The organism is Rhodopila sp. (assembly GCF_035548095.1).
Lineage (GTDB): Bacteria > Pseudomonadota > Alphaproteobacteria > Acetobacterales > Acetobacteraceae > Rhodopila.
The window spans coordinates 71,394-95,162 of record NZ_DASZUV010000018.1 but is presented as its reverse complement, the minus strand read 5'-3'; the positions used below and the strand labels follow the sequence as shown (position 1 = coordinate 95,162).

The 23,769-nt window shown below is 67.6% G+C and carries 21 protein-coding genes; 15 read left to right on the top strand and 6 right to left on the bottom strand.

Annotated features, from left to right (window positions below):
• The 3 genes from VHC04_RS14065 to VHC04_RS14055 all read right to left on the bottom strand — a co-directional run bounded on the left by VHC04_RS14065 (nucleotide 1) and on the right by VHC04_RS14055 (nucleotide 4,190).
• The gene (locus VHC04_RS14065; protein WP_325682265.1) at nucleotides 1-480 is read right to left on the bottom strand and encodes a chemotaxis protein CheW; all 480 of its coding nucleotides are present in this window, start codon (nucleotides 478-480) and stop codon (nucleotides 1-3) included.
• Nucleotides 481-569: 89 nt separating this feature from the next.
• Nucleotides 570-3,260 (bottom strand): chemotaxis protein CheW, encoded by a 2,691-nt coding sequence (locus VHC04_RS14060; RefSeq protein ID WP_325682263.1) that lies wholly within the window; start codon nucleotides 3,258-3,260, stop codon nucleotides 570-572.
• A 213-nt stretch (nucleotides 3,261-3,473) separates the two neighbouring features.
• A complete protein-coding gene (locus VHC04_RS14055; protein ID WP_325682262.1) occupies nucleotides 3,474-4,190 on the bottom strand; it encodes a HugZ family protein in 717 nt (238 codons plus the stop codon).
• 93 nt (nucleotides 4,191-4,283) lie between these two features.
• Here VHC04_RS14055 and VHC04_RS14050 point away from each other — a divergent pair, with 93 nt between their 5' ends.
• The 3 genes from VHC04_RS14050 (at nucleotide 4,284) to VHC04_RS14040 (ending at nucleotide 7,289) form a co-directional block, all read left to right on the top strand.
• Nucleotides 4,284-4,985 carry a response regulator transcription factor gene (locus VHC04_RS14050; protein WP_325682260.1) on the top strand — a complete coding sequence of 234 codons (702 nt, stop codon included), beginning with the start codon at nucleotides 4,284-4,286 and terminating at the stop codon, nucleotides 4,983-4,985.
• Nucleotides 4,986-6,665, top strand: coding sequence for a stimulus-sensing domain-containing protein (locus tag VHC04_RS14045; RefSeq protein ID WP_408903815.1), 1,680 nt, complete (start codon nucleotides 4,986-4,988; stop codon nucleotides 6,663-6,665).
• A gap of 186 nt (nucleotides 6,666-6,851) precedes the next feature.
• Nucleotides 6,852-7,289: a DUF6197 family protein gene (locus tag VHC04_RS14040; protein WP_325682258.1), complete on the top strand. Its 438-nt coding sequence runs from the start codon at nucleotides 6,852-6,854 to the stop codon at nucleotides 7,287-7,289.
• 93 nt (nucleotides 7,290-7,382) lie between these two features.
• On the opposite strand, the gene VHC04_RS14035 is transcribed toward VHC04_RS14040, so the two are convergent.
• Nucleotides 7,383-8,189, bottom strand: a complete 807-nt coding sequence (locus VHC04_RS14035; protein WP_325682256.1) for an enoyl-CoA hydratase-related protein — start codon at nucleotides 8,187-8,189, stop codon at nucleotides 7,383-7,385.
• Nucleotides 8,190-8,379: 190 nt separating this feature from the next.
• Nucleotides 8,380-9,318, bottom strand: a complete 939-nt coding sequence (locus tag VHC04_RS14030; RefSeq protein WP_325682254.1) for a threonine/serine dehydratase — start codon at nucleotides 9,316-9,318, stop codon at nucleotides 8,380-8,382.
• 64 nt (nucleotides 9,319-9,382) lie between these two features.
• Here VHC04_RS14030 and VHC04_RS14025 point away from each other — a divergent pair, with 64 nt between their 5' ends.
• The 9 genes from VHC04_RS14025 to VHC04_RS13985 all read left to right on the top strand — a co-directional run bounded on the left by VHC04_RS14025 (nucleotide 9,383) and on the right by VHC04_RS13985 (nucleotide 19,150).
• On the top strand, nucleotides 9,383-9,823 hold the full coding sequence (locus VHC04_RS14025; protein WP_325682252.1) for an HPr kinase/phosphorylase: 441 nt from the start codon (nucleotides 9,383-9,385) through the stop codon (nucleotides 9,821-9,823).
• A gap of 56 nt (nucleotides 9,824-9,879) precedes the next feature.
• A complete protein-coding gene (rapZ, locus tag VHC04_RS14020) occupies nucleotides 9,880-10,929 on the top strand; it encodes an RNase adapter RapZ (protein ID WP_325682250.1) in 1,050 nt (349 codons plus the stop codon).
• Between the two features lie 75 nt (nucleotides 10,930-11,004).
• On the top strand, nucleotides 11,005-11,436 hold the full coding sequence (locus tag VHC04_RS14015) for a PTS sugar transporter subunit IIA (RefSeq protein WP_325682248.1): 432 nt from the start codon (nucleotides 11,005-11,007) through the stop codon (nucleotides 11,434-11,436).
• Between the two features lie 59 nt (nucleotides 11,437-11,495).
• A complete protein-coding gene (locus VHC04_RS14010; protein ID WP_325682463.1) occupies nucleotides 11,496-11,768 on the top strand; it encodes an HPr family phosphocarrier protein in 273 nt (90 codons plus the stop codon).
• Nucleotides 11,755-13,614: a phosphoenolpyruvate--protein phosphotransferase gene (ptsP, locus tag VHC04_RS14005; RefSeq protein ID WP_325682246.1), complete on the top strand. Its 1,860-nt coding sequence runs from the start codon at nucleotides 11,755-11,757 to the stop codon at nucleotides 13,612-13,614. Before VHC04_RS14010 ends, ptsP begins: the two co-directional genes overlap by 14 nt.
• A gap of 205 nt (nucleotides 13,615-13,819) precedes the next feature.
• On the top strand, nucleotides 13,820-15,886 hold the full coding sequence (locus VHC04_RS14000) for a catalase (RefSeq protein ID WP_325682244.1): 2,067 nt from the start codon (nucleotides 13,820-13,822) through the stop codon (nucleotides 15,884-15,886).
• An 89-nt stretch (nucleotides 15,887-15,975) separates the two neighbouring features.
• Nucleotides 15,976-16,875, top strand: a complete 900-nt coding sequence (locus VHC04_RS13995) for a phytanoyl-CoA dioxygenase family protein (protein WP_325682242.1) — start codon at nucleotides 15,976-15,978, stop codon at nucleotides 16,873-16,875.
• Nucleotides 16,872-18,338 (top strand): serine hydrolase domain-containing protein, encoded by a 1,467-nt coding sequence (locus VHC04_RS13990; protein ID WP_325682240.1) that lies wholly within the window; start codon nucleotides 16,872-16,874, stop codon nucleotides 18,336-18,338. Before VHC04_RS13995 ends, VHC04_RS13990 begins: the two co-directional genes overlap by 4 nt.
• 23 nt (nucleotides 18,339-18,361) lie before the next feature.
• The gene (locus VHC04_RS13985) at nucleotides 18,362-19,150 is read left to right on the top strand and encodes an HpcH/HpaI aldolase family protein (RefSeq protein ID WP_325682238.1); all 789 of its coding nucleotides are present in this window, start codon (nucleotides 18,362-18,364) and stop codon (nucleotides 19,148-19,150) included.
• An 84-nt stretch (nucleotides 19,151-19,234) separates the two neighbouring features.
• Here VHC04_RS13985 and VHC04_RS13980 read toward each other — a convergent pair whose 3' ends face one another.
• Nucleotides 19,235-20,449: an MFS transporter gene (locus tag VHC04_RS13980; RefSeq protein WP_325682236.1), complete on the bottom strand. Its 1,215-nt coding sequence runs from the start codon at nucleotides 20,447-20,449 to the stop codon at nucleotides 19,235-19,237.
• 291 nt (nucleotides 20,450-20,740) lie between these two features.
• On the opposite strand from VHC04_RS13980, the gene VHC04_RS13975 reads away from it, so the two are divergent.
• From VHC04_RS13975 to VHC04_RS13965, 3 genes are read left to right on the top strand one after another with little or no spacing between them, the layout of a single operon-like run.
• On the top strand, nucleotides 20,741-21,319 hold the full coding sequence (locus tag VHC04_RS13975; RefSeq protein WP_325682461.1) for a F0F1 ATP synthase subunit delta: 579 nt from the start codon (nucleotides 20,741-20,743) through the stop codon (nucleotides 21,317-21,319).
• Entirely contained in the window at nucleotides 21,320-22,852 is a 1,533-nt protein-coding gene (gene atpA / locus VHC04_RS13970; RefSeq protein WP_325682234.1) for a F0F1 ATP synthase subunit alpha, read from the top strand.
• Nucleotides 22,853-22,861: 9 nt separating this feature from the next.
• The gene (locus VHC04_RS13965) at nucleotides 22,862-23,743 is read left to right on the top strand and encodes a F0F1 ATP synthase subunit gamma (RefSeq protein ID WP_325682232.1); all 882 of its coding nucleotides are present in this window, start codon (nucleotides 22,862-22,864) and stop codon (nucleotides 23,741-23,743) included.
• The last annotated feature ends 26 nt before the right edge of the window (nucleotides 23,744-23,769 follow it).

Here is a 23,769-nt window from a genome sequence, read left to right as displayed (position 1 = left end):
TCAATCCCTCCCCGACACAGCGAGCAGCGTGGGGATGTCCAGCACCACCAGCAGGCTGCCCTCCAGCGGATAGATACCGTTGCTGAAGGCGGCCCAGTGCCGTTCCAGAGTCGGCGGGTTGGGTTCGAAGGCGGCGCTGGCCAGGCTCATGACCTCCGACACCTGGTCGACCAGCAGCGCGTACAGCTCGCCACCCTGCTCTGCCACCACCGACATGCGTCTGGCGTCGGACGGGGCCGATGGCAGGCCCAGCCGGCGCCGCAGGTCGATCGCCGTGACGATGCGACCGCGCAGGTTCAGGCTGCCGGCGATTTCGGGCGGTGCCAGCGGGATGCGGGTGATAGGCTGATCACTGAGGATGTCGCGGATCGCCATCGCCGGCACCCCGCATAGCTGGCCGGCGATGGTCAGCGTGACGAGGACCTGCCGGTCGTCGGACACGGCTTCGGCACGATCGGATACGAGAACATCGGTCGTCATGGTCGCTCCTTGCAGCCCAGCGTCTTCCAGCCCCAGCGTCTTCCAGCCCCAGCGTCTTGCCGTGCGGCGCCGTTCGGCCCGGCGGTTCCTCAGCCCGGCGTGGCCGCCGGCTCGTTCAGGCAGGCACGCAGGCTGGCAATCAGGCCGTCCTGGTCGTTTTTCGCCACGTGGCCGGTGAAGCCGGCCTCCCGCACCGCGGCCCGGTGCTGCGGGCCATCCAGGGCGGTCAGCGCGATCAGCGGCCGGTCCGCCCACGCCCCGCCGGCGCGCAGGGTCCGCGCGAATTGCAGGCCGTCGATCCCGGGCATCTCCAGGTCGGAGACAATGGCGTCGAACCGCATGCCGCCATCACGCAGCCGCAGCGCCTCGGCGGCACTGCCGACCGAGGTCACGTCGATGCCGGCGGCGTTCAGCCTCGGCGCCATCAGATGGCGAAAGAAATCGCTGTCGTCGACCATCAGCACGTGCCGCCGGGCCGCCGGCGGGCGGGTGTCGCGCGTCCAGTCCTGGCCGGCCTGCGCCAGCCAATAGTTGGTATCCAGGATATCGGTGGCCTTCCCGGCAATGACGGCGGTCCCCATCGTACCGGGCCGCGGGTGGGACAATTCGATATCCAGCCGCTCTTCCACGACGTCCGTGATCTCCTCCACCATCAGGCCCATGGAGCGGTCGCCGTCGGCAAAGACCAGAAGCGGCTGGGTGGGGCGGCCGGCATCGGGCGCCTGGCCGAGGGCGACCAGCGGCATCAGGCGCCCGCGATACTGGGTGACCGGGGCGCCACAGGACCATTCGATGCGTTCCCTGGGGATGTCCTCCAGCCGCGCGACCAGGCCGAGGGGAACCGCCATGCGCTGGCCGCCATCGGCATGGAACAGCAGCATCGTCGTCTTTTCGGCCGAGGAACGGGCGTCGACCCGCTGCGGATGTCCCAGCCGGCTCTCTCCGCCGCCGGCCGATCCCACGCCGATGCGGCGGGCGATGCCGTTGGGGTCCAGGATCATGATGACGGAGCCGTCGCCCAGGATCGTATTGCCGCTGAACATGGTGATGTGGCGGAGGATGGGCGCCACCGGCTTCACCACGATTTCCTCGGTGTCGAAGACGCGGTCGACGATCACGCCCATCATCTGGGTGCCGACCTGGGCGACGATGACATCCGCCACGCCGTCCGCCGGGGCGTTGGTTCCCAGTTCCAGCAGGTCGGCCAGGCTGACCAGCGGCAGCAACTGGCTGCGCAGGCGCAGCACCGGCGTGTCGTTGATCCGCTCGATCAGCGGCTCCCCGGGGTTGGCGTTCGCGTCATCCGCGTTCAGCCGCGCGCGTACCAGCTCCACAACCGAGATCTGCGGGATGGCGAAGCGCTCTCCGCGCGCCTCCACGATCAGTGCCGACACGATCGCCAATGTCAGCGGGATCTTGACAGTGAACTTGGTGCCTTTGCCGGGCGTGCTCTCGACGTCGACGGTGCCGCCGATTTTCTCGATGTTGGTCTTCACCACATCCATGCCGACGCCGCGGCCCGAGACGGCGGAGACCGTCGCCGCGGTGGAAAAGCCCGGCTTGAAGATGAAGCGGTGAATCTGCTCGTCGCTCATGCCAGCAAGTTCCGCTTCGCTGGCCAGGCTGCTCGCCAGCGCCTTCGCCCTGATCCGGTCGACGTTCAGCCCGCGGCCGTCATCGGACATCTCCAGGACGATGTGACCGCCTTCATGAAACGCGTTCAGCACGATGCGGCCGGCTTCGGGCTTGCCCGCCGCCTTGCGCTCGGCCGGCGTTTCCAGCCCGTGATCCGCGCTGTTGCGGATCATGTGGGTCAACGGGTCACGGATCAGCTCCAGGATCTGCCGGTCCAGATCCGTATCGGCGCCCAGCATGGTCAGTTCGATCCGCTTGCCCATGTCGTGGCTGAGATCGCGCACCAGGCGGGGCAGCTTGTTCCAGGCGTTGCCGATCGGCTGCATACGGGTCTTCATCACCCCCTCCTGCAGGTCGGACGTGATGTGGGACAGCCGCTGCAGCGGCGCGGTGAAGGCGCTGTTCTCCTGCGTGCGGGCAAGCTGCAGCAACTGGTTGCGGGTCAGCACCAGCTCCCCCACCAGGGTCATCAGGTCTTCCAGCACATCGACGGTGACGCGAATGGTCTGCGCCGCCACCGGCTGTTGTCCGCCCGCGGCATTCGGCGCCTCCGCCGGCATCGCGGATGCAACCGGAGCCTGCGGTGCAGGGGGCTCATCCGCGAACGACCCGCGCGGGGCGTCCGGCAGGCCATTCCCGGTCGGCGCGGTGTCAACCGGAGCGGCGTCAGTCGGGGCAGTCTCGACCGGGGCGGTCTCGGCCGAAATGGTCTCGGTCGGGGTGATCTCGATCGGGGTGGTCTCGATCGCGGCGGCCGGGACGGGCCCGTCGCCAGCCGCCACCGCATCCAGCGCGGCGATCAGGGAGGCGTCATCGCCCACCGGTTCCGTGCCGGTCTCGCCCAGCTGGATGACGATCACCTTGATCCGATCGATCGCCGCCAGCACCTGGGTGACGATGTCCGGCGTCACCGCCAGGGTGCGATCACGCAGCCTGCCCAGCACGTTCTCCCCGGCATGGGCGACTTTTTCCAGCCTGGGCAGGCCCAGGAAGCCGCAGGTCCCCTTGATCGTGTGCACCAGCCGGAAGATCAGCCCCAATGTCTGCGCGTCGTCCGGCGCCTGTTCCAATTTCACCAGCGCCGAGTCGAGTTCGGCGAGACTTTCATTCGTTTCGGTCAGAAAGTCGGCGAGCAGCTCGTCCACAGCAACGTCCCTTCGGTCCCGGGCCCGCCAGCGGTGCCCATGCCCGCCGGCGCTCGAGAATGTCGGGGCCGTGATCGGGCCCGACCTTTGCCGGCCGGCCGATACTTGGCAGCAGTTTGCAAACGAAAGGTAAATGGCGGGCGAGTTTTGCGCCCGCGGTGGTATTTTCTCGATCGGCTCGCCTTGATCGCGCAGGGTGCGACGGGGAGGTCGCTATGCCGAACCGCGCGCCGCATGCGTCATGCGCACCAGTTCTCGCCGCACATCGCCGGCGTCCCTGGCCGGCGCCGACCAGGGCACCCGGATGACGCGGTCGTCCAGAGCCAGGTCGCAGCCATCGACATCCGATGTGACGAGCCGCCATGCCCCCGGCTTTTCGCCGGCGGCCTCGGCGACCAGCGCCATGGCATCGGCGTGGTCCTCGTTGCAGTGGGAGACGATGCCGATCTCGGCGGCTGCCAGCGCGGCGACAGCCGCCGGGTCCGGTGACAGGGCGTCCCGCCCCAGCCGGTGCGCCCTCGCGAAGCCACCGACATACAGGCCGGCGGCGGGCGCGATCCGCCACAGCCCGAAATCGGCGAAATCGGCATAGAGGGCGGCGTAGGGATGGATCACCAGGAACCGCGCCTTGGCGGCCGGGTCCTGAATCCGTTCCGCGATGCCGGTCACGGTCAGGCGCGGCGCGGTCTGCGGGTTCGCGTCCGCCGCCGGCCCACACACTAGCAGGGAGCAGCGGGGATCGGCCACCAGGTGGCGCGTATGCTCCGACAGGTTGGACAGGAGCAACACGATCGAGAGGTCCGGCAGGCAGGCGGGCGTCACCAGGGAGGCGAAGGGCTGGCCCTTCACGCTGGTCGCCAGGGTGGCGGCCCGCGCGGCGCGCAGCAGACGGCGCGCCGCCAGCGCGGGGTCGAAACTGTCTTCCGTCACAATCGGCCGACTCCTTCACCGAAATTGCCACAATCGTGTGGCTTTCGCGTTCCGTGCTAAAGGCGATTCCGGGTAAGCCGCAAGGAGCGCGCGATGAAGCAGACCATTGCCCTGGTGGATGACGACCGCAACATCCTGACCAGCGTGTCCATGACGCTGGAGCAGGAGGGCTTCACCGTCCGCACCTACACCGATGGGGAAAGCGCGCTGCAGGGCCTGACCGCCAAGCCGGTGGATCTGGCGGTGCTGGACATCAAGATGCCGCGCATGGACGGCATGGAACTGCTGCAGCGGCTGCGCCAGCGCACCACGATGCCGGTGATCTTCCTGACCTCGAAGGATGAGGAGGTGGATGAGCTGATGGGCCTGCGCATGGGCGCGGACGACTACATCACCAAGCCGTTCAGCCAGCGCCTGCTGATCGAGCGCATCAGGGCGCTGCTGCGGCGGAATGAGACCAGCAAGGCGGAAGGATCGGGGGCGGCGCCCGGCGGGGTGATGGTGCGCGGTGACCTGGTGCTGGATGAGACCAAGCACCAATGCACCTGGCGCGGCCACGACATCCAGTTGACGGTCACGGAGTTCCTGCTGGTGAAGGCGCTCGCCGCGCGGCCCGGCATGGTCAAAAGCCGCGATCAGCTGATCGACGCCGCCTATGGCGAGAACATCTACGTCGATGACCGCACGATCGACAGCCACATCAAGCGCATCCGCAAGAAGTTCCGTGTCGGGAACGAGGAATTCAACCAGATCGAAACGCTGTACGGAATCGGCTATCGCTACAAGGAGCAGTGATTGCCAGACGGCTCCCGCCCTCTCGGCCGGCTGCACGCGCCGCCCGGTCCGCAGCGGTTCAAGCCGCGCTGGGTTTCGCCGCTGCTGCGGCGCATCCTGCTGGTCAATGCCCTGCCGCTGGCGCTGCTGGTGGTCGCGCTGCTGTATCTGGACCAATATCAGAACGGCCTGCTTGAGGCGCAGGTCTCCGCGCTGCGCGAGCAGGCTCGGGTATTTGCCGGCGCGCTGGGCGAAAGCGCCGTCTCCACCGCCGACCCGGAAAATCCGAAGCTGGTCAAGGTCATCGCCGCGTCGCTGCTGCGCCGCCTGACGGAGCCGACGCCGGATGCCGACGCCAAGCTGTACGCGCCGGACGGAACGATCCTGGCCGATTCCCGGCTGCGGCCCGGACCCAACGGCCAGATGACGCGGGAGCCGCTGCCGCCCGCGGTGGACCATGGGCGCTTCCTGGCCACCGTGGGCGCCATCTACGACTGGCTGCTGTCACTGCTGCCGCATAGCGGGCCGGCCCCGCCGATCGATCTGACCCCCACCGCCGGCGGTGCCGACTGGCAGCCCGATGTCAAGGAGGAGTTGCGGCTGAACAGCGCCGGCGACAGCCACCAGACACCGCCCTATATCCGCCGCACGCGGGACAACCACTTGTTGGTCACCGTCGCCGTGCCGGTCGAGCGCGACAAGCACACGGTCGGCATCATCTCGCTGACCCGCGAGGCGCGGGAGGTGGATGAGAGCCTGTTCACCATCCGCATGTCGATTCTGGCGCTGTTCGGCATGGCGCTGGCCGTGACCGTGCTGCTGTCCTGGTATCTGTCGCTCACCATCGCGCGGCCGATCCTGCGGCTGACCGTGGCCGCGGCGGATATGCGCGAGGGCAAGGGCCGCTCCGGCAGCGTGCCGTCGTCGATCCTGGCGCGGCGGGACGAGATCGGGGCGCTGGCCTCCGCGCTGTCGGATTCCGCCGCGGCGTTGTGGGAGCGGATGGACGCGATCGAACGTTTCGCCGCCGACGTCGCGCATGAGATCAAGAACCCGCTGTCGTCGATCCGCAGCGCGATCGAGACGCTGCGGCGGATCGAGGATCCGTCGCGGCAGCGGCAGTTGCTGGGCATCATCGGCGACGACGTGGTCCGGCTCGATCGGCTGATCACCGATGTCAGCGACGCATCGCGGCTGGACGCGGAGCTGTCACGCGTGTCCTCCCAGGCATTCGACGTGGTGCCGATCCTGCGCGCCTTGCAGGAGCTGGACGAGGCGACGCGCCAGGACGACAGGGCGCCGCGGCTGGAGGTGGTGTCGCCGCCGGCCGGCCTGATGGTCTGGGCAGTGGAGGACCGGCTGGTGCAGGTGCTGCGCAACCTGATCGGCAATGCCCAGTCCTTCAGCCCACCCGGCGGCCGCATCACCGTTCGGGTCCGGGAGGCGAACGGGATGGCGGAATTGTCCGTCGAGGATGAAGGCCCTGGCATCCCCGACGCCAACCTGGAACACGTCTTCGATCGTTTCTATTCCGAACGACCGAGCGGGGAATCGTTCGGTCACCATTCCGGCCTTGGGCTGTCGATCAGCCGACAGATCGTCGAGGCGCTGCACGGCCAGATTTCCGCCGAGAACCGGCGCGACGGCAGCGGCAAGGTCCTCGGCGCCCGGTTCATCGTGCGGTTGCCGATGGCCGAATGACGGAAGGCCCGATGGAAGGCTGGCTCGGGACGCCCGCGGCGCATTCCAGGCCGCCATCCGGTCACGCGTTCGACGGTTACATTTTGACACGGATACGTCTTCGTCGGGCACATTTTCGTGTGGACGGGTCATCCCGGTTGCTTCCATGCTTAACTCTCTGGTCTTCGCCAACCATGGGAGGCTCCCATGCCATTTGATGGAGTTGCCGGACTTTCCCTGACCAACCCCAAGCCGTCGATGTGGACGCGTCTGTCCCACTTCGTGACCGGCCGAGCGCCAGGTCATCGCGCGGTGCCCGCCTATCTGCTGCTGCCAACGCCGGCAGCCGACCCGGACGCGCTGTCGTTGCAGATCCTGACGATCGGACGGTCACTGATCGAGGACCGCAAGGACTGGGTGCAGCGGCGTTATGAAACACGCGATGGCCGCCGCTGCGCGGTTGGCGCGCTGCGCGCGGCCTCCCGGATGCTGTCGATCCGGCCCACCGAATCAGGCGCCAGTGCTTTCCTGCTGTCCGTCGCCACGGCGCGTGGCTATTGCGATATCGAAAGCATGAACGACAATTCGACGCACCGGCAGGTTCTGTCGGCATTCGACGAGGCGATCGCCCGGGCCAGCCGCTGATACAGTCCAGCGGGCGGGGCAGGGTAGCCCGGATGGGTGACAGGGCGCGGCTTCCGCACCCTGTCCATGCGCGTACGGTGGCTGGACCGTGGCTCAGGCAGGCTTGTACCAGATGGGCTTCCGCTTATCCTTGAAGGCACTGGTGCCTTCGCGCCCCTCGGGCGAATAGCGCTGCGTCCACCCCTCATGCGCCAGCATCGAAACCTGGCGGTCGTCCAGCAGGAAGCCGTTGGCACCCAGGAAGCTGCGCTTGGTCGTCTCGATCGCCGTCGGCCCGCCCAGGAAGATCGCGTCCAGCACGGATGCCAGCTTCGCTTCCATCTGGTCGGCCGGCACGACCTCATGCACCAGGCCGATCCGCTCGGCTTCCCTTGCGTCGAAGCGCTCACCGGTCAGGGCGTAGCGCCGGGTGTGACGCAGGCCGATCGCATTCACCATATGCGTGGAAATCGGGGTGGGCGAGACGCCGACACGGATCTCTGTGATGCCGAACTGTGCATCGGGCGTGGCGAACACCACGTCCGTACAGCAGGCGATGCCGACGCCGCCGCCAAAACAGGCACCATGGATCAGCGCGATAGTGGGTTTGGGAAACTCGTTCAGCAACTGCATGGCGCGAGTCGTGGCAACCGAGGCGGCGTAATTCTCGGCCGGAGCGTAGGCCGCGACCTCATTCAGCCAGCGGATGTCCGCGCCGGCCTGGAAATGCTTGCCCGCTCCGCGAATGACCAGGCAGCGCACGGCCGGGTCGGCGGCCAGCTTGGGCAAGGCGTCGATCAGGGCATCCAGCAGGGCGGCATCATAGGCGTTGCCGACCTCCGGTCGGTTCAGCGTGGCGGTGGCGACGCCGCGGGCATCGATGGAGAGCAGCACGGGCGGTGGGGAGGACGGGTCTGGCATGGCGCTTCCTGTCTGAGTCCGATTCGGGTGCGCAGAGTGAGCAGCCAGACCGCCCGATGCAACATGCCGCGCGCCGTACCCGGCAAAGGGCGGAACCGGCGATCCGTGGAACGTTGATCGAGGGAGCACCGGGCAGGGGAGCACCGGGCAGGGGAGCAGGTCAGGGACCCGCCGATCAGGGGCGCGTTGATCAGGCCACGGAGCCGGGGTCGGTGTTTCCGCCGCAGATCAGGACTCCCAGTCGAGCGCCGGGGGGTGGCTGGAAGCGGCCGGACAACAGGGCGGCGGCGGCGGTCGCGCCGCCCGGTTCCGTAACGAGCCGGAACCGTTCCCACAACAACCGCCGCGCGTCGCGAATCGCCGCGTCCGATACCAGAACCGCGGCGCCGACGAAGCGCTGGGCGATCGGAAACATCACCCCGCCCACCTGTCTGGCGCCCAGGCTGTCGGCGGCGAGGCCACCCACCGACGCGGGGACGGGGCGTCCGGCGCGCAACGCGTCATGCAGCGTCGGGCAGGCTTCAGGTTCGACGCTCACGACCGTGGCGCTGCCCGCGTACCAGGCCGCCATGCCGCCGATCAGCCCGCCACCGCCGGTGGCGACGAGAATATGGGTCAGATCCGGCGCGTCCTGCTCGAACTCCCGCGCCACCGTGCCCTGGCCGGCCAGCACATCCGGATGGTCGTAGGCATGCACGTCCAGCGCCCCCGTCTCGCGCTGGCGTTCCTGGCAGGCGGCCAACGCCTCGGCATAGGTTTCGCCGACCTCGATCACCCGCGCGCCATAGCTGGCGATGCGCGACACCTTGGCGGCCGGCGTGGCGGCGGGCACGAAAATCTCCGCGGAGATGCCAAGCTGGTGTGCGGCATAGGCGACGGCCGCGCCATGGTTGCCGCCGGAGGCCGCAATCACGCCCGCCGCGGGCGCGGTCTCGCTCAGCATGCGGTTGAAGGCGCCGCGCGGCTTGAAGCTGCCGGCGTGCTGCAGCAGCTCCAGTTTCAGCGATACCGGAAGCTCCGGGTGATCGGCCAACCCGAGATCCCGGCCCGTGGCGCGCAGGACCGGCGTGTGTCGGACATACAAAGAGGTGCGCGCGGCAGCGCGGGCGATCGAAGCTCTGTCAACCATAATGGGGACGCTTGCACGCTCCGAAAGGTTTCGACAAGTTAAGTTGGCTTTTCCGCAATGCGGGATGATGGCAATGAGCCAAAGGCGCATGCACGGGAGCTGCGTATCCAAGGAAGGGGCCGGCGTGCTTCTGATCGGCCCGTCCGGCGCCGGCAAATCCGACCTCGCCCTGCGACTGCTGGGGCGGGGCTTCATGCTTGTTGCCGACGATCAGGTGGATGTCGAAGACGGGGTCGCGTCCTGTCCGGTGCCACTAGCCGGCCTGCTGGAGGTGCGTGGCATCGGGATTGTCCGTCTGCCGCAGGCGGCGCCCGCTCGGGTAGCGCTGGTGGCGGAGCTTGGGCCGCCGGCGGACCGGCTGCCGGAACCTGCGTGGCATGCCGAGCTGGGCGTGCCAGTGGTGCGGATTGACGCCGCGTGTGCCTCCGCGGCGGACCGCGTGGCCCTGGCGCTGGATTGTGTGCTGGGGAAGGTGGGTCAGGTGGCCGGATTCTGCACCGCATGACTGCGCAGACGCCTCTCTCGGCATCCGGCTCTGCATCCCGGACCGGCCCGGCGTCCATGTCCTCGGTCGTCGTCGTATCCGGCTTGTCGGGCGGCGGGAAGGCGTCGGTGCTTCGGACGCTGGAGGATATCGGCTACGAGGCGGTGGACAACCCGCCGCTGGAGATGCTGGAGGATATGGTCGGGCAAGGCAGCGGCCGCCTGGCGGTGGGAATCGATGCCCGCACCCGCGGCTTCGACGCCGACGCGGTGCTGGCGATGATCCGCCGGCTGCGAACGCGGCCGCGGCTACGGGTTGACCTCGTGTATGCCTGGGCCAATGAGCCCGCGCTGCTGCGCCGCTATACCGAAACCCGCCGCCGCCACCCCTTGGCTCCGCAAGGTCGCGTGCTGGACGGCATCGGGGCGGAGCAGGTGCTGACCGCCCCGCTGCGGGAGCAGGCGGACCTCGTGATCGACACATCCGAGCTGCCGGTGGCTGGCCTGCGGCGGCTGATCGAGCAGCATTTCGGCGGCGACCTCGGCCTGGAACAGGCACGGATGGTCGTGTCGCTGGTGTCGTTTGCGTATTCGCGCGGCCTGCCGCCGGAAGCAGATCTGGTATTCGATGCACGCTTTTTGCGAAATCCGCACTACGATCCTATTTTACGACCACGAACCGGTCTCGATCCCGGCGTCGCCGCCTATATCGAGGAAGATCCGGATTTCGCGGCCTTCTTCGACAAGCTGACCGGGATCGTCGAGCTGGTCCTGCCGCGATTTGTGCGGGAAGGCAAAAAATACGCGACGATCACGATCGGCTGTACGGGTGGCCGTCACCGGTCCGTGCATCTGATCGAGAAACTGGCGGCACACCTGACCAATAGGACGGTCATCCCAAGGACGGTCACCCCGAAGGGGGCTACCGTAGGGCCAGCCACCGCGGGGGCGGTGGGACCAGGGGCCCCGGGGAGTGGACCGGCCTGGCGCGTACACGTTACGCATCGGGAATTGGCGCGCGAGGGAATCGCGGCCGGGTTCCAGACGGAACGGCCGATTGCGTCCGACATGGATTCGGATTTAGACAATGTTGCGGGAACCTCGACGGTTCACCCGCAGGAGGCCTGAAGGCAATACGATGGTGATACCGAAAGGTCGTGGACCTGGCGGTCTGTCTGCGTTCCGGGAATACTCGGGTCGCTCATGATCGGCATGGTCCTGGTTACCCATGGTCGGCTCGCCGAGGAGTTACGGTCCGCCATGGAACACGTCGTCGGCGCGCAGCGGAATGTCGAAACCATCTGCATCGGCCCCGAGGACGACATCGAGAATCGCCGCGGCGATATCGAGAATTCCATCCAGCGGTGCGACACCGGTGACGGGGTCGTCCTGCTGACAGATATGTTCGGCGGCACACCCTGCAACCTCGCGATCTCCATGATGGAACGCAAAGGTGTCGAAGTGATCGCCGGCGTGAACCTGCCGATGCTGGTGAAGCTGGCAAAGATCCGCTCCAGCCAGCCGCTGGCCGAAGCGGTGAACTTCGCCGAGGAGGCCGGGCGGAAATACATCGCAGCCGCGTCCCATGTCCTGCACGGCTGCAAGATGAATGGGTCCGGCGGGGCCTGCAAATGAGTGATCGGGCGCCGGCCGAGCCTGAGCCCGAGGCCGCCGGAACCGAGCCCTCTGGAGCGATGGTGCTGTCCCGCACGGTGACCATCTGCAACAAGCGCGGTCTGCACGCGCGGGCAGCCGCCCGCTTCGTCACGATGGCAGAGCGCTTCGGTGCCTCGGTCGACGTGGTGCGGGACGGGCAGGTCGTCTCGGCCCGCTCCATCATGGGGCTGATGATGCTGGGCGCCGGTCGTGGATCGGATATCGAGCTGCGGGCCGAGGGGTGGGACGCCAAGGAGGCGCTGGACGCGTTGGCAGAGCTGGTCGAGGCCGGCTTCCATGAACAGGACTAGCCCGCCGCCCCCCCAGCACCGGCGTCTGGCTCGGCCCGCCACTCCTGGCACGGAGCAGCCAGCGGAGCGTCAATTCACCGGCATTCCCGTGTCCGCGGGAATCGCCATCGGGCCGGTCTTCGGCGTCTCGGAACCCGACGCGGTGATCACGCCGCACAAGATCGCCGCCAGCGACATCGCCGCCGAGGGTGCGCGGCTGGATGCCGCTGTCGCCCAGTCCCGCAAGCAATTGGCGAAGCTGCGCGCCAAGCTGGCCATCCTGCCGGAGGAAAGCCAGGAAGAACTTGCCCCGCTGCTGGATGCCTATCTGCACATGCTGGGGCCGTCGCGCCTGCTGCGCGCGGTGCGGCAGCGGATCGAGGAGGCGCTGGTTTCGGCCGAGACCGCCGTCGTCGCCGAGTCGGAGGCGCTGGTCGCGACCATCCTGGCGCGCATCGATCCGGCGGGAACCGCCGACGATCGCGCCGCGCTGCAGCGCCGGGCGGACGAGATCAAGGAGATCGAGCGGCGCCTGGTGCGGAACCTGACGCGGTCGCCGTTCCGCAGCTTTGCCGGCCTGCCGCCCGGCGCCATCCTGGTGAGCGAGTCGCTGCGGCCGGCCGATGCCGCGTTGCTGGACCCGTCCCGCCTGGCCGGTGTCGCGACCGAGGAGGGCGGCGCCGACGGGCATACCGCCGTGATGCTGCGGGCGCTGGGCGTACCCGCCGTGCTGGGAGCCATCGGCCTCGCGCATGCGATGAAGCCAGGCGACGTCGCCGTTGTCGACGGGATCTCGGGTGTGGTCACGCTCAATCCCGCACCCGCGACCACGGCTGCCGCCAAGCGCGGCGTCACCGCCTTCGCCCGGGAACGCCAGCGCTACGCGCGGCTGCGCCGCCTGCCGGCCGAGACGCGCGATGGTGAGACGGTGGAACTGCAAGCCAATCTGGAACTGCCCATCGAATTGCCGCTGATCGTCCAGTCGGGCGCCGTGGGAATTGGCCTGCTGCGCACCGAGTTCCTTTTCATGAACCGCGAAGCGGTGCCGGACGAGGACACGCAGGAGGAGACCTACCGCACCATCATCGATGCGATGCACGGCGATCCGGTCACCATCCGGGTGCTGGATTGGGGCGGTGAGAAGGAGATCGAAGCGCTGTCGACCGCCGGAATCGTCCCCGAGGTGGCCGACGCCAATCCGGCCCTGGGCCTGCGCGGCATCCGCCTGCTGCTGCGCCAGCCGGAGTTGTTCGAGATCCAGCTCACGGCCATCCTGCGTGCCTCCGTCCTGGGACCGGTGCGTGTGCTGCTGCCGATGGTCACCACCGTGCAGGAGGTGCGAGCCGCGCGCGAGGTATATGACCGTGTTGCCCGGCGCCTGCGCCGCCGTGGGGAACGGCTGCCGGAGAAGCTGCCGCCGCTGGGGATCATGATAGAGACGCCAGGGGCCGCCCTATCGGCGGATGCGCTGGCGCTGGAGGCGGATTTCTTCGCCATCGGCACCAATGATCTGACGGCGTACACGCTGGCGGTGGATCGCGGCGAGGCGGATGTCGCCGCGCTATACGATCCGATGCATCCGGCCGTGCTGCGCCTGGTGCAGTTCGCCACCGAGGCGGCGCTGCGCTTGCGTATGCCGGTGTCGGTGTGCGGCGAACTGGGAGCGGATCCCAGGATCACACCGCTGCTGCTCGGGCTGGGGGTGCGCAGCTTCAGCATGAATGCCTCGGCGGTGCCGCGCGTGAAGCAGGTGGTCCGGTCCGTGGAGATCGATGACTGCGCACGCCTCGCCCGCCGCGTGATGGAGCAGGGTGACCCCGAGGTGATCAAGATGCTGCTGGAGGGGTTTGGCCGCCCGGCGGAGTGAACTGCGGACCGCAGACCGCATCATGGATATCGTGGCGTGAGTCTCGTCCCGCCGCGGCCGATCCCCGAAACGTGACTCGCGGCCGGCCCTTTGAGCGGACGACCGCGCACCGCGGGGGGAACCCCGGACCGTGTCCTGCGTTGCCTCGTCATCAATGACGGGGTGGCGCGTCGCGTCCATTCCGCAGCAGGAAGGCGGGGCAGGGATGGCCGACAAGACAGCCAACAGGACGGTCCGGCCGACGACCGGGCATGGCGGGGAGATGCAGCAGGTCGCCGGCGGCGGCCCTGTGCTGACCACCAATTTCGGGGTGCCGATCTCGGACAACGAAAACAGCCTGCGGGTCGGCGCGCGGGGGCCGACCTTGCTGGAAGACTTCGTATTGCGCGAGAAGATATTCCATTTCGATCACGAACGTATTCCGGAACGGATCGTGCATGCGCGCGGCGTGGCGGCGCATGGCTATTTCGAATGTACCGATCCGATCCCGGACCTGAGTCGCGCAAGCCTGTTTGCCAGCAAGGGCAAGCGCACGCCGGTGTTCGCCCGGTTCTCCACGGTGGCCGGAGGGGCCGGTTCAGTCGACACGCCACGCGACGTGCGGGGTTTCGCGGTGAAATTCTACACCGATGAAGGCAACTGGGACCTGGTGGGCAACAACATCCCGGTCTTCTTCATCCAGGACGCGATCAAGTTCCCCGACCTGGTCCACGCCGTGAAGATGGAAGCCGATCGCGGCTTTCCGCAGGCGGCGACGGCGCATGACACGTTCTGGGATTTCGTTTCGATGATGCCGGAATCGCTGCACATGATCATGTGGGCGATGTCGGACCGTGCGATCCCTCGGAGCCCGCGGATGATGGAAGGGTTCGGCGTTCATACATTCAAGCTGGTGAGCGCCGACGGCAACGAGACATTCGTGAAGTTCCACTGGCGCCCGCGCCTGGGAATGCAATCTCTGGTGTGGGATGAAAGTGCCAAGCTGCAAGGCGCCGACAATGATTTTCACCGCCGCGATGTGTGGGAGGCGATCGCCGCGGGCGAGTATCCCGAATGGGATTTCGCCATTCAGGCCTTCGACGCCAGGCTGGCGGACAGCCTGCCCTACGATGTGCTGGACGCGACGAAGCTGATCCCCGAGGAAGTCGTGCCACTGCGCGTGATCGGCAGAATGGTGCTCGACCGGAACGTCGACAATCATTTCGCCGAGAATGAGCAGGCCGCCTTCCTGCCTTCCAACGTGGTGCCGGGGATCGATTTCACCGACGATCCGCTGTTGCAAGGACGCTTGTTCTCCTATCTCGATACGCAGAAATCCCGGCTGGGAACGACGAATTTTCATCAGATCCCGATCAATGCCCCACGCTGCCCGTTCGCCAATCTGCAGCGTGACGGGATGATGCAGACCCATGTCCCGAAGGGGCGTGCGAACTATGAGCCAAACAGCCTTGCGGAAGCCGGGGAGGATCCCGGCCCGCGTGCCGCACCGACCGGGTTCGTATCGGTGCGGCAGCCCGTCGATGGCTTGAAATTGCGGATTCGCTCCGAGACATTCGGCGACCACTACAGCCAGGCTCGCCTGTTCTTCCGTTCGCAAACCCGGAACGAACAGGCCCACATGGCGTCGGCGCTCGTTTTCGAACTGTCCAAGGTGAGCCTGGAACACGTGCGCAGCCGTGTCGTCTCCCATTTGCGGAATGTGGACGAGGACCTGGCGAAGCGCGTCGCCGCGGGCCTGGCGATCGATCTGCCCAAGGCGGAGAAGCCGTTCAAGGCGCCGATCGACCTCGATCCGTCCGATGCGCTATCGATCCAGAAGAAATGGAAAGCGACGCTGCGAGGCCGGAAGGTGGGAATTCTGTTCGCCGAAGGCTCCGACAAGGCCGAGTTGGAGGGATTGATGCAGGCCGTGAAAGCGGCGGGTGGTACGCCGTTCACGGTCGCGCCCAAGGTGGGCGGCATCAAGCTCAAGGGCGGCGAGATGAAAGCGGATGGCCAGCTTGCCGGCTCGCCGTCGGTGCTGTTCGACGCGGTCGCCCTGGTGCTGACAGAGCCGGCGGCGAAGAAACTCACGCGCGATGGCGCCGCGGTAGGCTTCGTGCTGGACGCGTTCGGACATCTCAAGGCCATCGGTCACACGCCGGGTGCCCAGGTGTTGCTGGACCGGGCGGGTGTCGAGCCGGATGAAGGGGTGACCGACCTGGCTGGCCTGCCGAAAGCGGCGATGTACCGGTATTGGGCGCGGGAGCCGAAGGTGCGCGATCTGGCTTGATAAGCGTGGCCGGACGGGTGGCAGCCCGGCCCCCTCTGGCCGGTCTGCCGGCCCGGGTGTAGCCTCCGCGGAAACAGCGGGAGGACGCGATGCTCACCCAGGCCCAGATCGACCGATATAACGAGGTCGGTGCCCTTGTTGTGCCTGACATCCTGTCCCCGGCGGAAGTGCAGCATCTGCGCGACGTCACCGACGGATTTGTCGAGCGGGCGCGCGGCCTCACCGGGCACACGGACATCTACGACCTGGAAGACAGCCATACTCCCGACGCGCCGCGTGTCCGCCGCATCAAGGCGGCGCATCTGCACGATCCGGCCTATGCGGCGCTGACCCGTCATCCGAAGATCATCGCCGTGCTGCAGGCGCTGTGGGGGCCGGATATCCGCTTCGACACCGCCAAGCTGAACCTGAAATGCGCCGGCTTCGGCGCACCGGTGGAATGGCACCAGGACTGGGCCTTCTATCCCCACACCAACGACGACCTCGCCGCCGTCGGCGTCATGTTCGACGACATGGCGATGGAGAACGGTCCGCTGATGGTCATCCCTGGCAGCCACCGCGGTCCGGTCTACGACCACCATGCCGGCGGCGTGTTCTGCGGCGCCATGGATCCGGCGAACCATGATGTGGATTATCGCAAGGCGGTGCCGCTGCTCGGCAAGGCCGGCTCCATCACGGTGCACCATGTTCGCGCGGTGCACGGCTCTGCCCCGAACCTGTCCGACCGCGACCGCCGCCTGCTGCTGTTCCAGTTCCGCGCCGCCGATGCCTGGCCGCTGCTGGGCTTCCCCGCTGGTATCGAGGCGTTCGACAAGCTGATCGTTGCCGGCCAGCCGCGCGAGCCGCGGTTGGCCGACGTGCCGGTCCGCTTGCCGCTGCCGCCGGCACACAGGCAGGGGTCGCTGTACGAGAACCAGAAAGGCATGAAGAACCGCTTCTTCGGCCAGCCGGCGCAAAGCGCCGCGGCGGAGGCGGTGGCGGCCCAATGAGGCAGAAGCCCTGGGTCGATGGCATCTTCGATGCCTCGCCGCGTCCATTCGGCAACGGACCTGTCGACCCGCTGGTGTATGACGGTTCGCTGGCGGCGCGACGGCAGCGGACGGTGAACTTCGCCGCCAAGCGCTACGCCGACATGATGTTTGTCACCGGCCTGGACCGCGCCACCGCCGACCGGCATTTCCGCCTGCGCGTCGCGACGGTGCCGAGCGGACTGGACGGGCAGCCGGACAGTCCGGACCTGCAGCCCGAGGCGCAGGCGGCCTTCGCCGGCGGCCGCCTGACGGTCACGATCGACGCGGCGGACCGGCGCGCCACGGTACGGTGGGACGATCCCGCCTTTGCCGCACCGGTCATTGGCCAGGCGCTGACCCGGCCGGGCTATGGCAGCATCCTGCTGGGGCCGCATGCCGAACCCGGCTTCGACCCGGCGCCGATCGCGCGCGAGTTTCCCCATGCTGCCGGGCGGCCCTGGCCGCTGGGGGACGCGGTCGACACGCCGCCGGCTCCGCCGCGGGCGGTCGCCGCTGCCGCCGACACCTACTTCGCCGAATCCCCCGGTACCTACGGCGTCCTGATCGCTCGGCCCGACCGGGTGCTGTTCGAGCGTTACAGCGCTTTCGGCGCGCCCGACCGCGCCACGCCGAGCTGGTCGATGACCAAGGCGATCACCTGCACGGTGATCGGGCGGCTGATCCAGGAAGGCTGGCTGAACGCGGTGCACGATCCGGCCCCCGCGCCGTTGTGGTCCGACCCGCGCGCGATCCACCGGCTGATCACGCTGGATCATCTGGTGCGGATGCGGTCCGGCCTGGGCATGCCGGTGCGGCATGAGGACGGCAGCACCTATGCCGGCTACGAGAACAGCGGCGTCTACCAGGATGCCGGCAACGCCTATGAGATCGCACAACGCTCGATCGTCACGACAGTGCCGGGCAGCGTGTACCGGTACGTGAACAGCGGCCTGAACGTACTGGGCTCGATCATCCGTGACCGGATCGAGCGGCGCGGGTTGCCGTATTACCCGACCGCCTATGGGCTGCTGGTGGATCGGCTGGGCATGCGTCGCTACCAGCATTCGGCGGACATCGCCGGCAACCTGATCGCGTCGGGCGCGGGCTACGCCACGCTGCGTGACTACGCCAGGCTGGGCGTGCTGTATCTGAATGACGGCGTGTGGAACGGCGAGCAGTTGCTGCCGCCGGGCTGGGCCGATTACGCGCTGACCGCGACGCACGCGGGCACCAGCTACGCCGCCTGCTTCCGCACCAACGCGGACCGCGCGTTCCCCGATCTGCCCCCCGACGCGGCTTGGGCGTCCGGCGCCTCCGATCAGCGCATCTTCATACTGCGCCGTGCCCGCCTGACCGTCGCGGTGGCGAATGAGACGGACCATCCGATCTCCCCGCCCGCGCTGAACCGGCTGGTGGCGGCGGCGATCGCTTCTTACGCTTGAAACAATCCGCCAGAGGAACGACCATGACCACAGTCCGCAACGTCGCGCGGGAGAAGCTGGAGCAGGGGCACCTGTCCCTGGGCGTCGGCATCCGTACCACGCGCAGTGTCGAGGTCGCCAAGATGATGGCCACCGCCGGCTTCGACTGGCTGTTCCTGGACATGGAGCACGGCGTGATGTCGCTGGAAGCCTCCGCGCAGATCGCGACCGCCGCGCTGGATGCCGGCATCGCGCCGATCGCGCGGGTGCCGAACGGTCAGTATTCGATCGCAACGCGCGCGCTCGACAATGGCGCGCTGGGCATCGTCGTTCCCCATGTCGATACCGCCGCCGAGGCTCGGGAATGCGTTGAGAAGCTGAAATATCCGCCGATCGGCCATCGCTCCGTCGGCGGCTGGGGCCCGCATTATCAATTGCAGAAGCTGTCGACCGGCGATGCCGTGAAGACGCTGAATGCGGCGAACCTGACCGTGGTGATGCTGGAGACCCCGACCGCGATCGCCAACGCGGAGGAGATCGCCGCCGTGCCGGGGGTGGATGTGCTGCTGATCGGCTCCAACGATCTGTGCGCCGAGATGGGGATCCCGGGCGACTTCGGCAGCGACAGGCTGGCGGAGTGTTATGCGAAGATGATCGCCGCCTGCGAGAAGCACAGGAAATTCCCTGGCATGGCAGGAATCTATAATGAGGCGATCATGCCCCGCTACATCCAGATGGGCGCGCGCTTCATCCTGTCCGGCCAGGATGCCGCCTTCATGATGGCTGGCGCCCAGTCGCGCACCGGATTCCTGCGGAAGACGCTGGGGGCATAGGACCACAACGGTCTTGCCGGCGGCCGGTATCGTGTCCCGGTATCGTGTCCCCGGGGGCGCCGAGACGCGGCTGGGACCGCCGTCCTACTCCGCCGGCACGATCGCCGCTTCTTCCTCCATCGGCCCGGACGCGCGGGCGGTGCCGGCGCAGAACAGGCTCAGCAGCAGGATCACCGCGACCAGGACGAGCACCAGCTCCGGGTGGCCGCGGTCGATCAGCATGCCGAACGGCACCGGCGTCAGCGCGCTGCCCAGCGGCAGGCCGGCGCTGACGAAGCCGAACACCTTGCCGATCTGCCCCGGCGGGGCCGCGTCCTTTACCATCATGTCGCGCGGCGTGCGGCTCGCGCCCAGCGCCAGGCCGGACACGAAGGTCAGCCCGATGATCGCGATCATCGGCACCGGCAGCCAGTTCACCCCCAGGATCAGCAGGGCCGAGAGGATGGTCAGGCCGGTGACGAAGGGCAGGATATGGGCCTTGAACGTATCGGCGAACCAGCCGCCGAGCAGCGTGCCGGCGGTGGAGCCCAGCATATAGGCGGTCAGCGCGGTCGCCGCGACCGCGACGTCCACGCCCTTCACCGTATGCAGGACGGTGACCAGCCAGGACTGCACGCCGCCGCCCGCCATGGCACCCAGCGCGAAGAACAGGAAGAACAGGATCATCGTCCGGCTGGTCAGCAGCGCCCGGCCGGACAGGGACATGCCGGTCCTGGCCGATTCGGTCTTCGCCTGGTCGACCAGGATGCGGCTTTGCAGCAGGATCGCCATCACCACCGGCAGCCCGACCAGCCCGACCGAAAGCAGCGCGCCGCGCCAGCCGATCAGCGCCATCAGGAAGGCGATCACCGGTGGCCCGGCGGAAAAGCCCAGGTTGCCGCTGAACGTGTGCAGCGCGAAGGAGCGTCCCATCCGCTCCTTGTCCACCGACCCCGACAGGATCGCGTAATCGGCGGGATGGATCACCGAGTTGCCGACGCCCGACAGCGTCGCCAGCACCAGCACCTGCCAGAATGCGGTGGCCAGTCCCATGGCGGCGACCGACAGGCACATCAGCAGCGTGCCGCCTATCAGGAACCGGCGCGCGCCATGGCGGTCCACCAGGAAGCCGACCGGCGTCTGCAGCAGCGCCGTGGTGCCCGACATCAGCATGATGGTCATCCCCAGCTGCGCGAAGCTGACCTCGAACGCCTGCTGCCAGGCCAGGAACATCGGCGGCAGGCACAGCACGTAGAAATGCGACAGAAAGTGCCCGTTGCCGATCAGGATGTTGACTCGGGTCGTCCGGCTGACCGCCATGCGCAGATGCTTTCAATGGACTTTTGGTAATCTTGGCGGCAGATCGAAGGAGGCGTCAAGAAACCGGGCCGCGCGGCGCGGTTTTGCCCTGCCGCAAAGTCCGGGCCGGTCCGGCCGCGCAACGGCGGCGGAAACCGCCGCGCATCGCGTGCCAACCCCATAAAACGTCACAATCCCCGCCCGCGGCGTGTTGCGTGCCCCCATACCCCATGCTAGACGCCGCGGCGCCGGTTCGGCCGGCCAACCCCAGTTCACGCCCGCGCCTTGGGGGTTCGGGCCCAACAAATGGATATGCTCGTGGCGTCTGAGGCTTCGACCATTGCATCAGGCGGCGGCGGTCTTGCGGACCGTTACGCTGCCGCGCTCTATGCCTATGCCGACGAGAACCACGTCCTCGACGCCGTCGTTACCGAAATGGAGAATCTCGGTCGCCTGATCGACGGCAGCGCCGATTTCCGCCGGTTGCTGGATTCGCCGCTGATCGACGTGAAGACCGCGACCGCCGCCGCCCAGGCGGTGCTGCAGCAGGAAGGCTTCGGCAAGCCGGTGCGCGACTTCGTCGGCATGGTGTCGGTGAACCGCCGCCTCCGCTCCCTGCGCGAGATCGTGGCCGCCTTCGCCGCCCTGGTGGCGGATCGCCGCGGCATCGTCACCGCGCATGTGGTTTCCGCCCATCCCCTGAACGACGTGCAGCGCCAGCAGCTTCGCGCCCGCCTGATCGAGGCCGGCTACGGCAACGTCAACATCCATGAGAAGGTCGAATCCGACCTGCTCGGCGGCCTGGTCGTCCGGATCGGCGCCCGCTTGTACGACACCAGTTTGAAATCCCGGCTGCAACGCCTGCAGTACGCCATGAAGGGAGCCGCATAAATGGAGATCCGCCCCGCCGAGATCTCGGAGATTCTGAAAAAGCAGATCGCCGCGTTCGACACCGAAGCCAATGTCGCCGAGACCGGCCAGGTGCTGTCCGTCGGTGACGGCATCGCCCGCGTGTTCGGCCTGCAGAACGTCATGGCTGGTGAGATGGTGTCCTTCCCGGCCGCCGGCCTGCAGGGCATGGCGCTGAACCTGGAAACCGACAATGTCGGCATCGTGATCTTCGGCGACGACCGGCAGATTCGTGAAGGCGACACCGTCGCGCGCACCGGCACGATCGTGGAAGTGCCGGTCGGCCCGGGCTTGCTGGGCCGCGTTGTGGACGGCCTGGGCAATCCGATCGATGGCAAGGGCCCGATCCAGTTCGCCGAGCGCCGCCGCGTCGAGGTGAAGGCGCCGGGCATCATCCCGCGCAAGTCGGTGCATGAGCCGATGCAGACCGGCCTGAAGGCGATCGACGCGCTGATTCCGATCGGCCGCGGCCAGCGGGAGCTGATCATCGGCGACCGCCAGACCGGCAAGACCGCGGTGATCATCGATACGATCATCAACCAGAAGGGCATCAATGCCGCCGGCGACCCGAAGAAGGCGCTGATGTGCATCTATGTCGCGGTCGGCCAGAAGCGCTCGACCGTCGCGCAGCTCGTCCGCACGCTGGAAGAGCAGGGCGCGATGCAGTACTCGATCGTCGTCGCCGCCACGGCGTCCGATCCGGCGCCGATGCAGTTCCTGGCGCCGTATTCGGGCTGTGCCATGGGCGAATACTTCCGTGACAACGGCCAGCACGCGGTCATTTTCTATGACGACCTGTCCAAGCAGGCCGTCGCCTATCGCCAGATGTCGCTGCTGCTGCGCCGCCCGCCGGGACGCGAGGCGTATCCTGGCGACGTGTTCTACCTGCACTCCCGCCTGCTGGAGCGGGCGGCGAAGATGAACGATGAGTTGGGTGCCGGTTCGCTGACCGCCCTGCCGGTCATCGAGACGCAGGCCGGTGACGTGTCGGCGTACATCCCGACGAACGTGATTTCGATCACGGATGGCCAGATCTTCCTGGAGACCGAGCTGTTCTTCCGCGGCATCCGCCCGGCGGTGAATGTCGGCCTGTCGGTGTCACGCGTGGGGTCCGCGGCGCAGGTCAAGGCGATGAAGCAGGTCGCCGGCCGCATCAAGCTGGAACTCGCGCAGTACCGCGAAATGGCGGCCTTCGCGCAGTTCGCCTCCGATCTCGACGCCTCCACCCAGCAGCTCCTCGCCCGCGGCTCGCGGCTGACGGAATTGCTGAAGCAGCCGCAGTACAAGCCGCTGCCGGTCGAGGAGCAGGTGGTGGCGATCTTCGCCGGCGTCCGTGGCTATCTGGACCGGATCGATGTCGGCCGCGTCGGCGCGTTCGAGGCGCAATTCATCTCGGAGCTGAAGGCGCGTGAGCCGTCGATCCTTGAATCGATCCGGACGGACCTGGAGATCAAGGCTGATACCGAGAAGAAGTTGACCGCGTTCCTGGACAACTTCGCGAAGTCCTTCGTCTGAGGTCGCCCCATGCCCAGCCTGAAGGCGCTTCGGACGCGCATCAACAGCGTCAAGTCCACGCAGAAGATCACGTCCGCCATGAAGATGGTGGCGGCGTCGAAGCTCCGCCGCGCCCAGGCGCAGGCCGAGGCGGCGCGCCCGTACGCGGAGCGGATGGACCGCATGCTGCGGGCGCTGGCGGCCTCGGTCGCCGGCTCGCCCACGGCGCCGCCATTGCTGGTCGGCACCGGCGCGGACAAGGTGCATCTGCTGATCCCGGTCACCGCCGATCGCGGCCTGGCCGGCGCGTTCAACTCCAATATCGGCCGAGCGACGCGCAACCTGGCGCGGAAGCTGGAGACGGAGGGGAAGACGGTGAAGATCCTCGCCGTCGGCCGCAAGGGACGCGATTATCTGCGGCGTGAACTGGCATCGCGGATCATCGGCGATATCAACTACGTCGGCCGCCGGCGGATCGAGTTCACCGACGCGCAGGATATCGCCGGCCGGGTGACCACCATGCTGAACGCCGGAGAGATCGACGTCGCGACCGTCATCTACAACCGGTTCCAGTCGGTGATCGCCCAGGTGGTGACCGAACAGCAGGTGGTGCCCGCGCCGCCGCCGCCCGAGGAGGAGGCGGTGGATACCGGCGGCGCGATCTATGAATTCGAGCCGGACGAGGAAACCATCCTGGCCAGGCTGCTGCCGCAGGCCCTGGCGATCCAGGTCTACCGGGCACTGCTGGAAAGCGCCGCCGGCGAGCATGGTGCGCGCATGACCGCGATGGACAACGCCACGCGCAACGCCGGCGACATGATCAAGCGGCTCAGCCTGAACTACAACCGGGCCCGCCAGGCGAACATCACCAAGGAACTGATCGAGATCATCTCCGGCGCTGAAGCCGTCTGATCTCTCATTCGATACGCGAAGGAAGA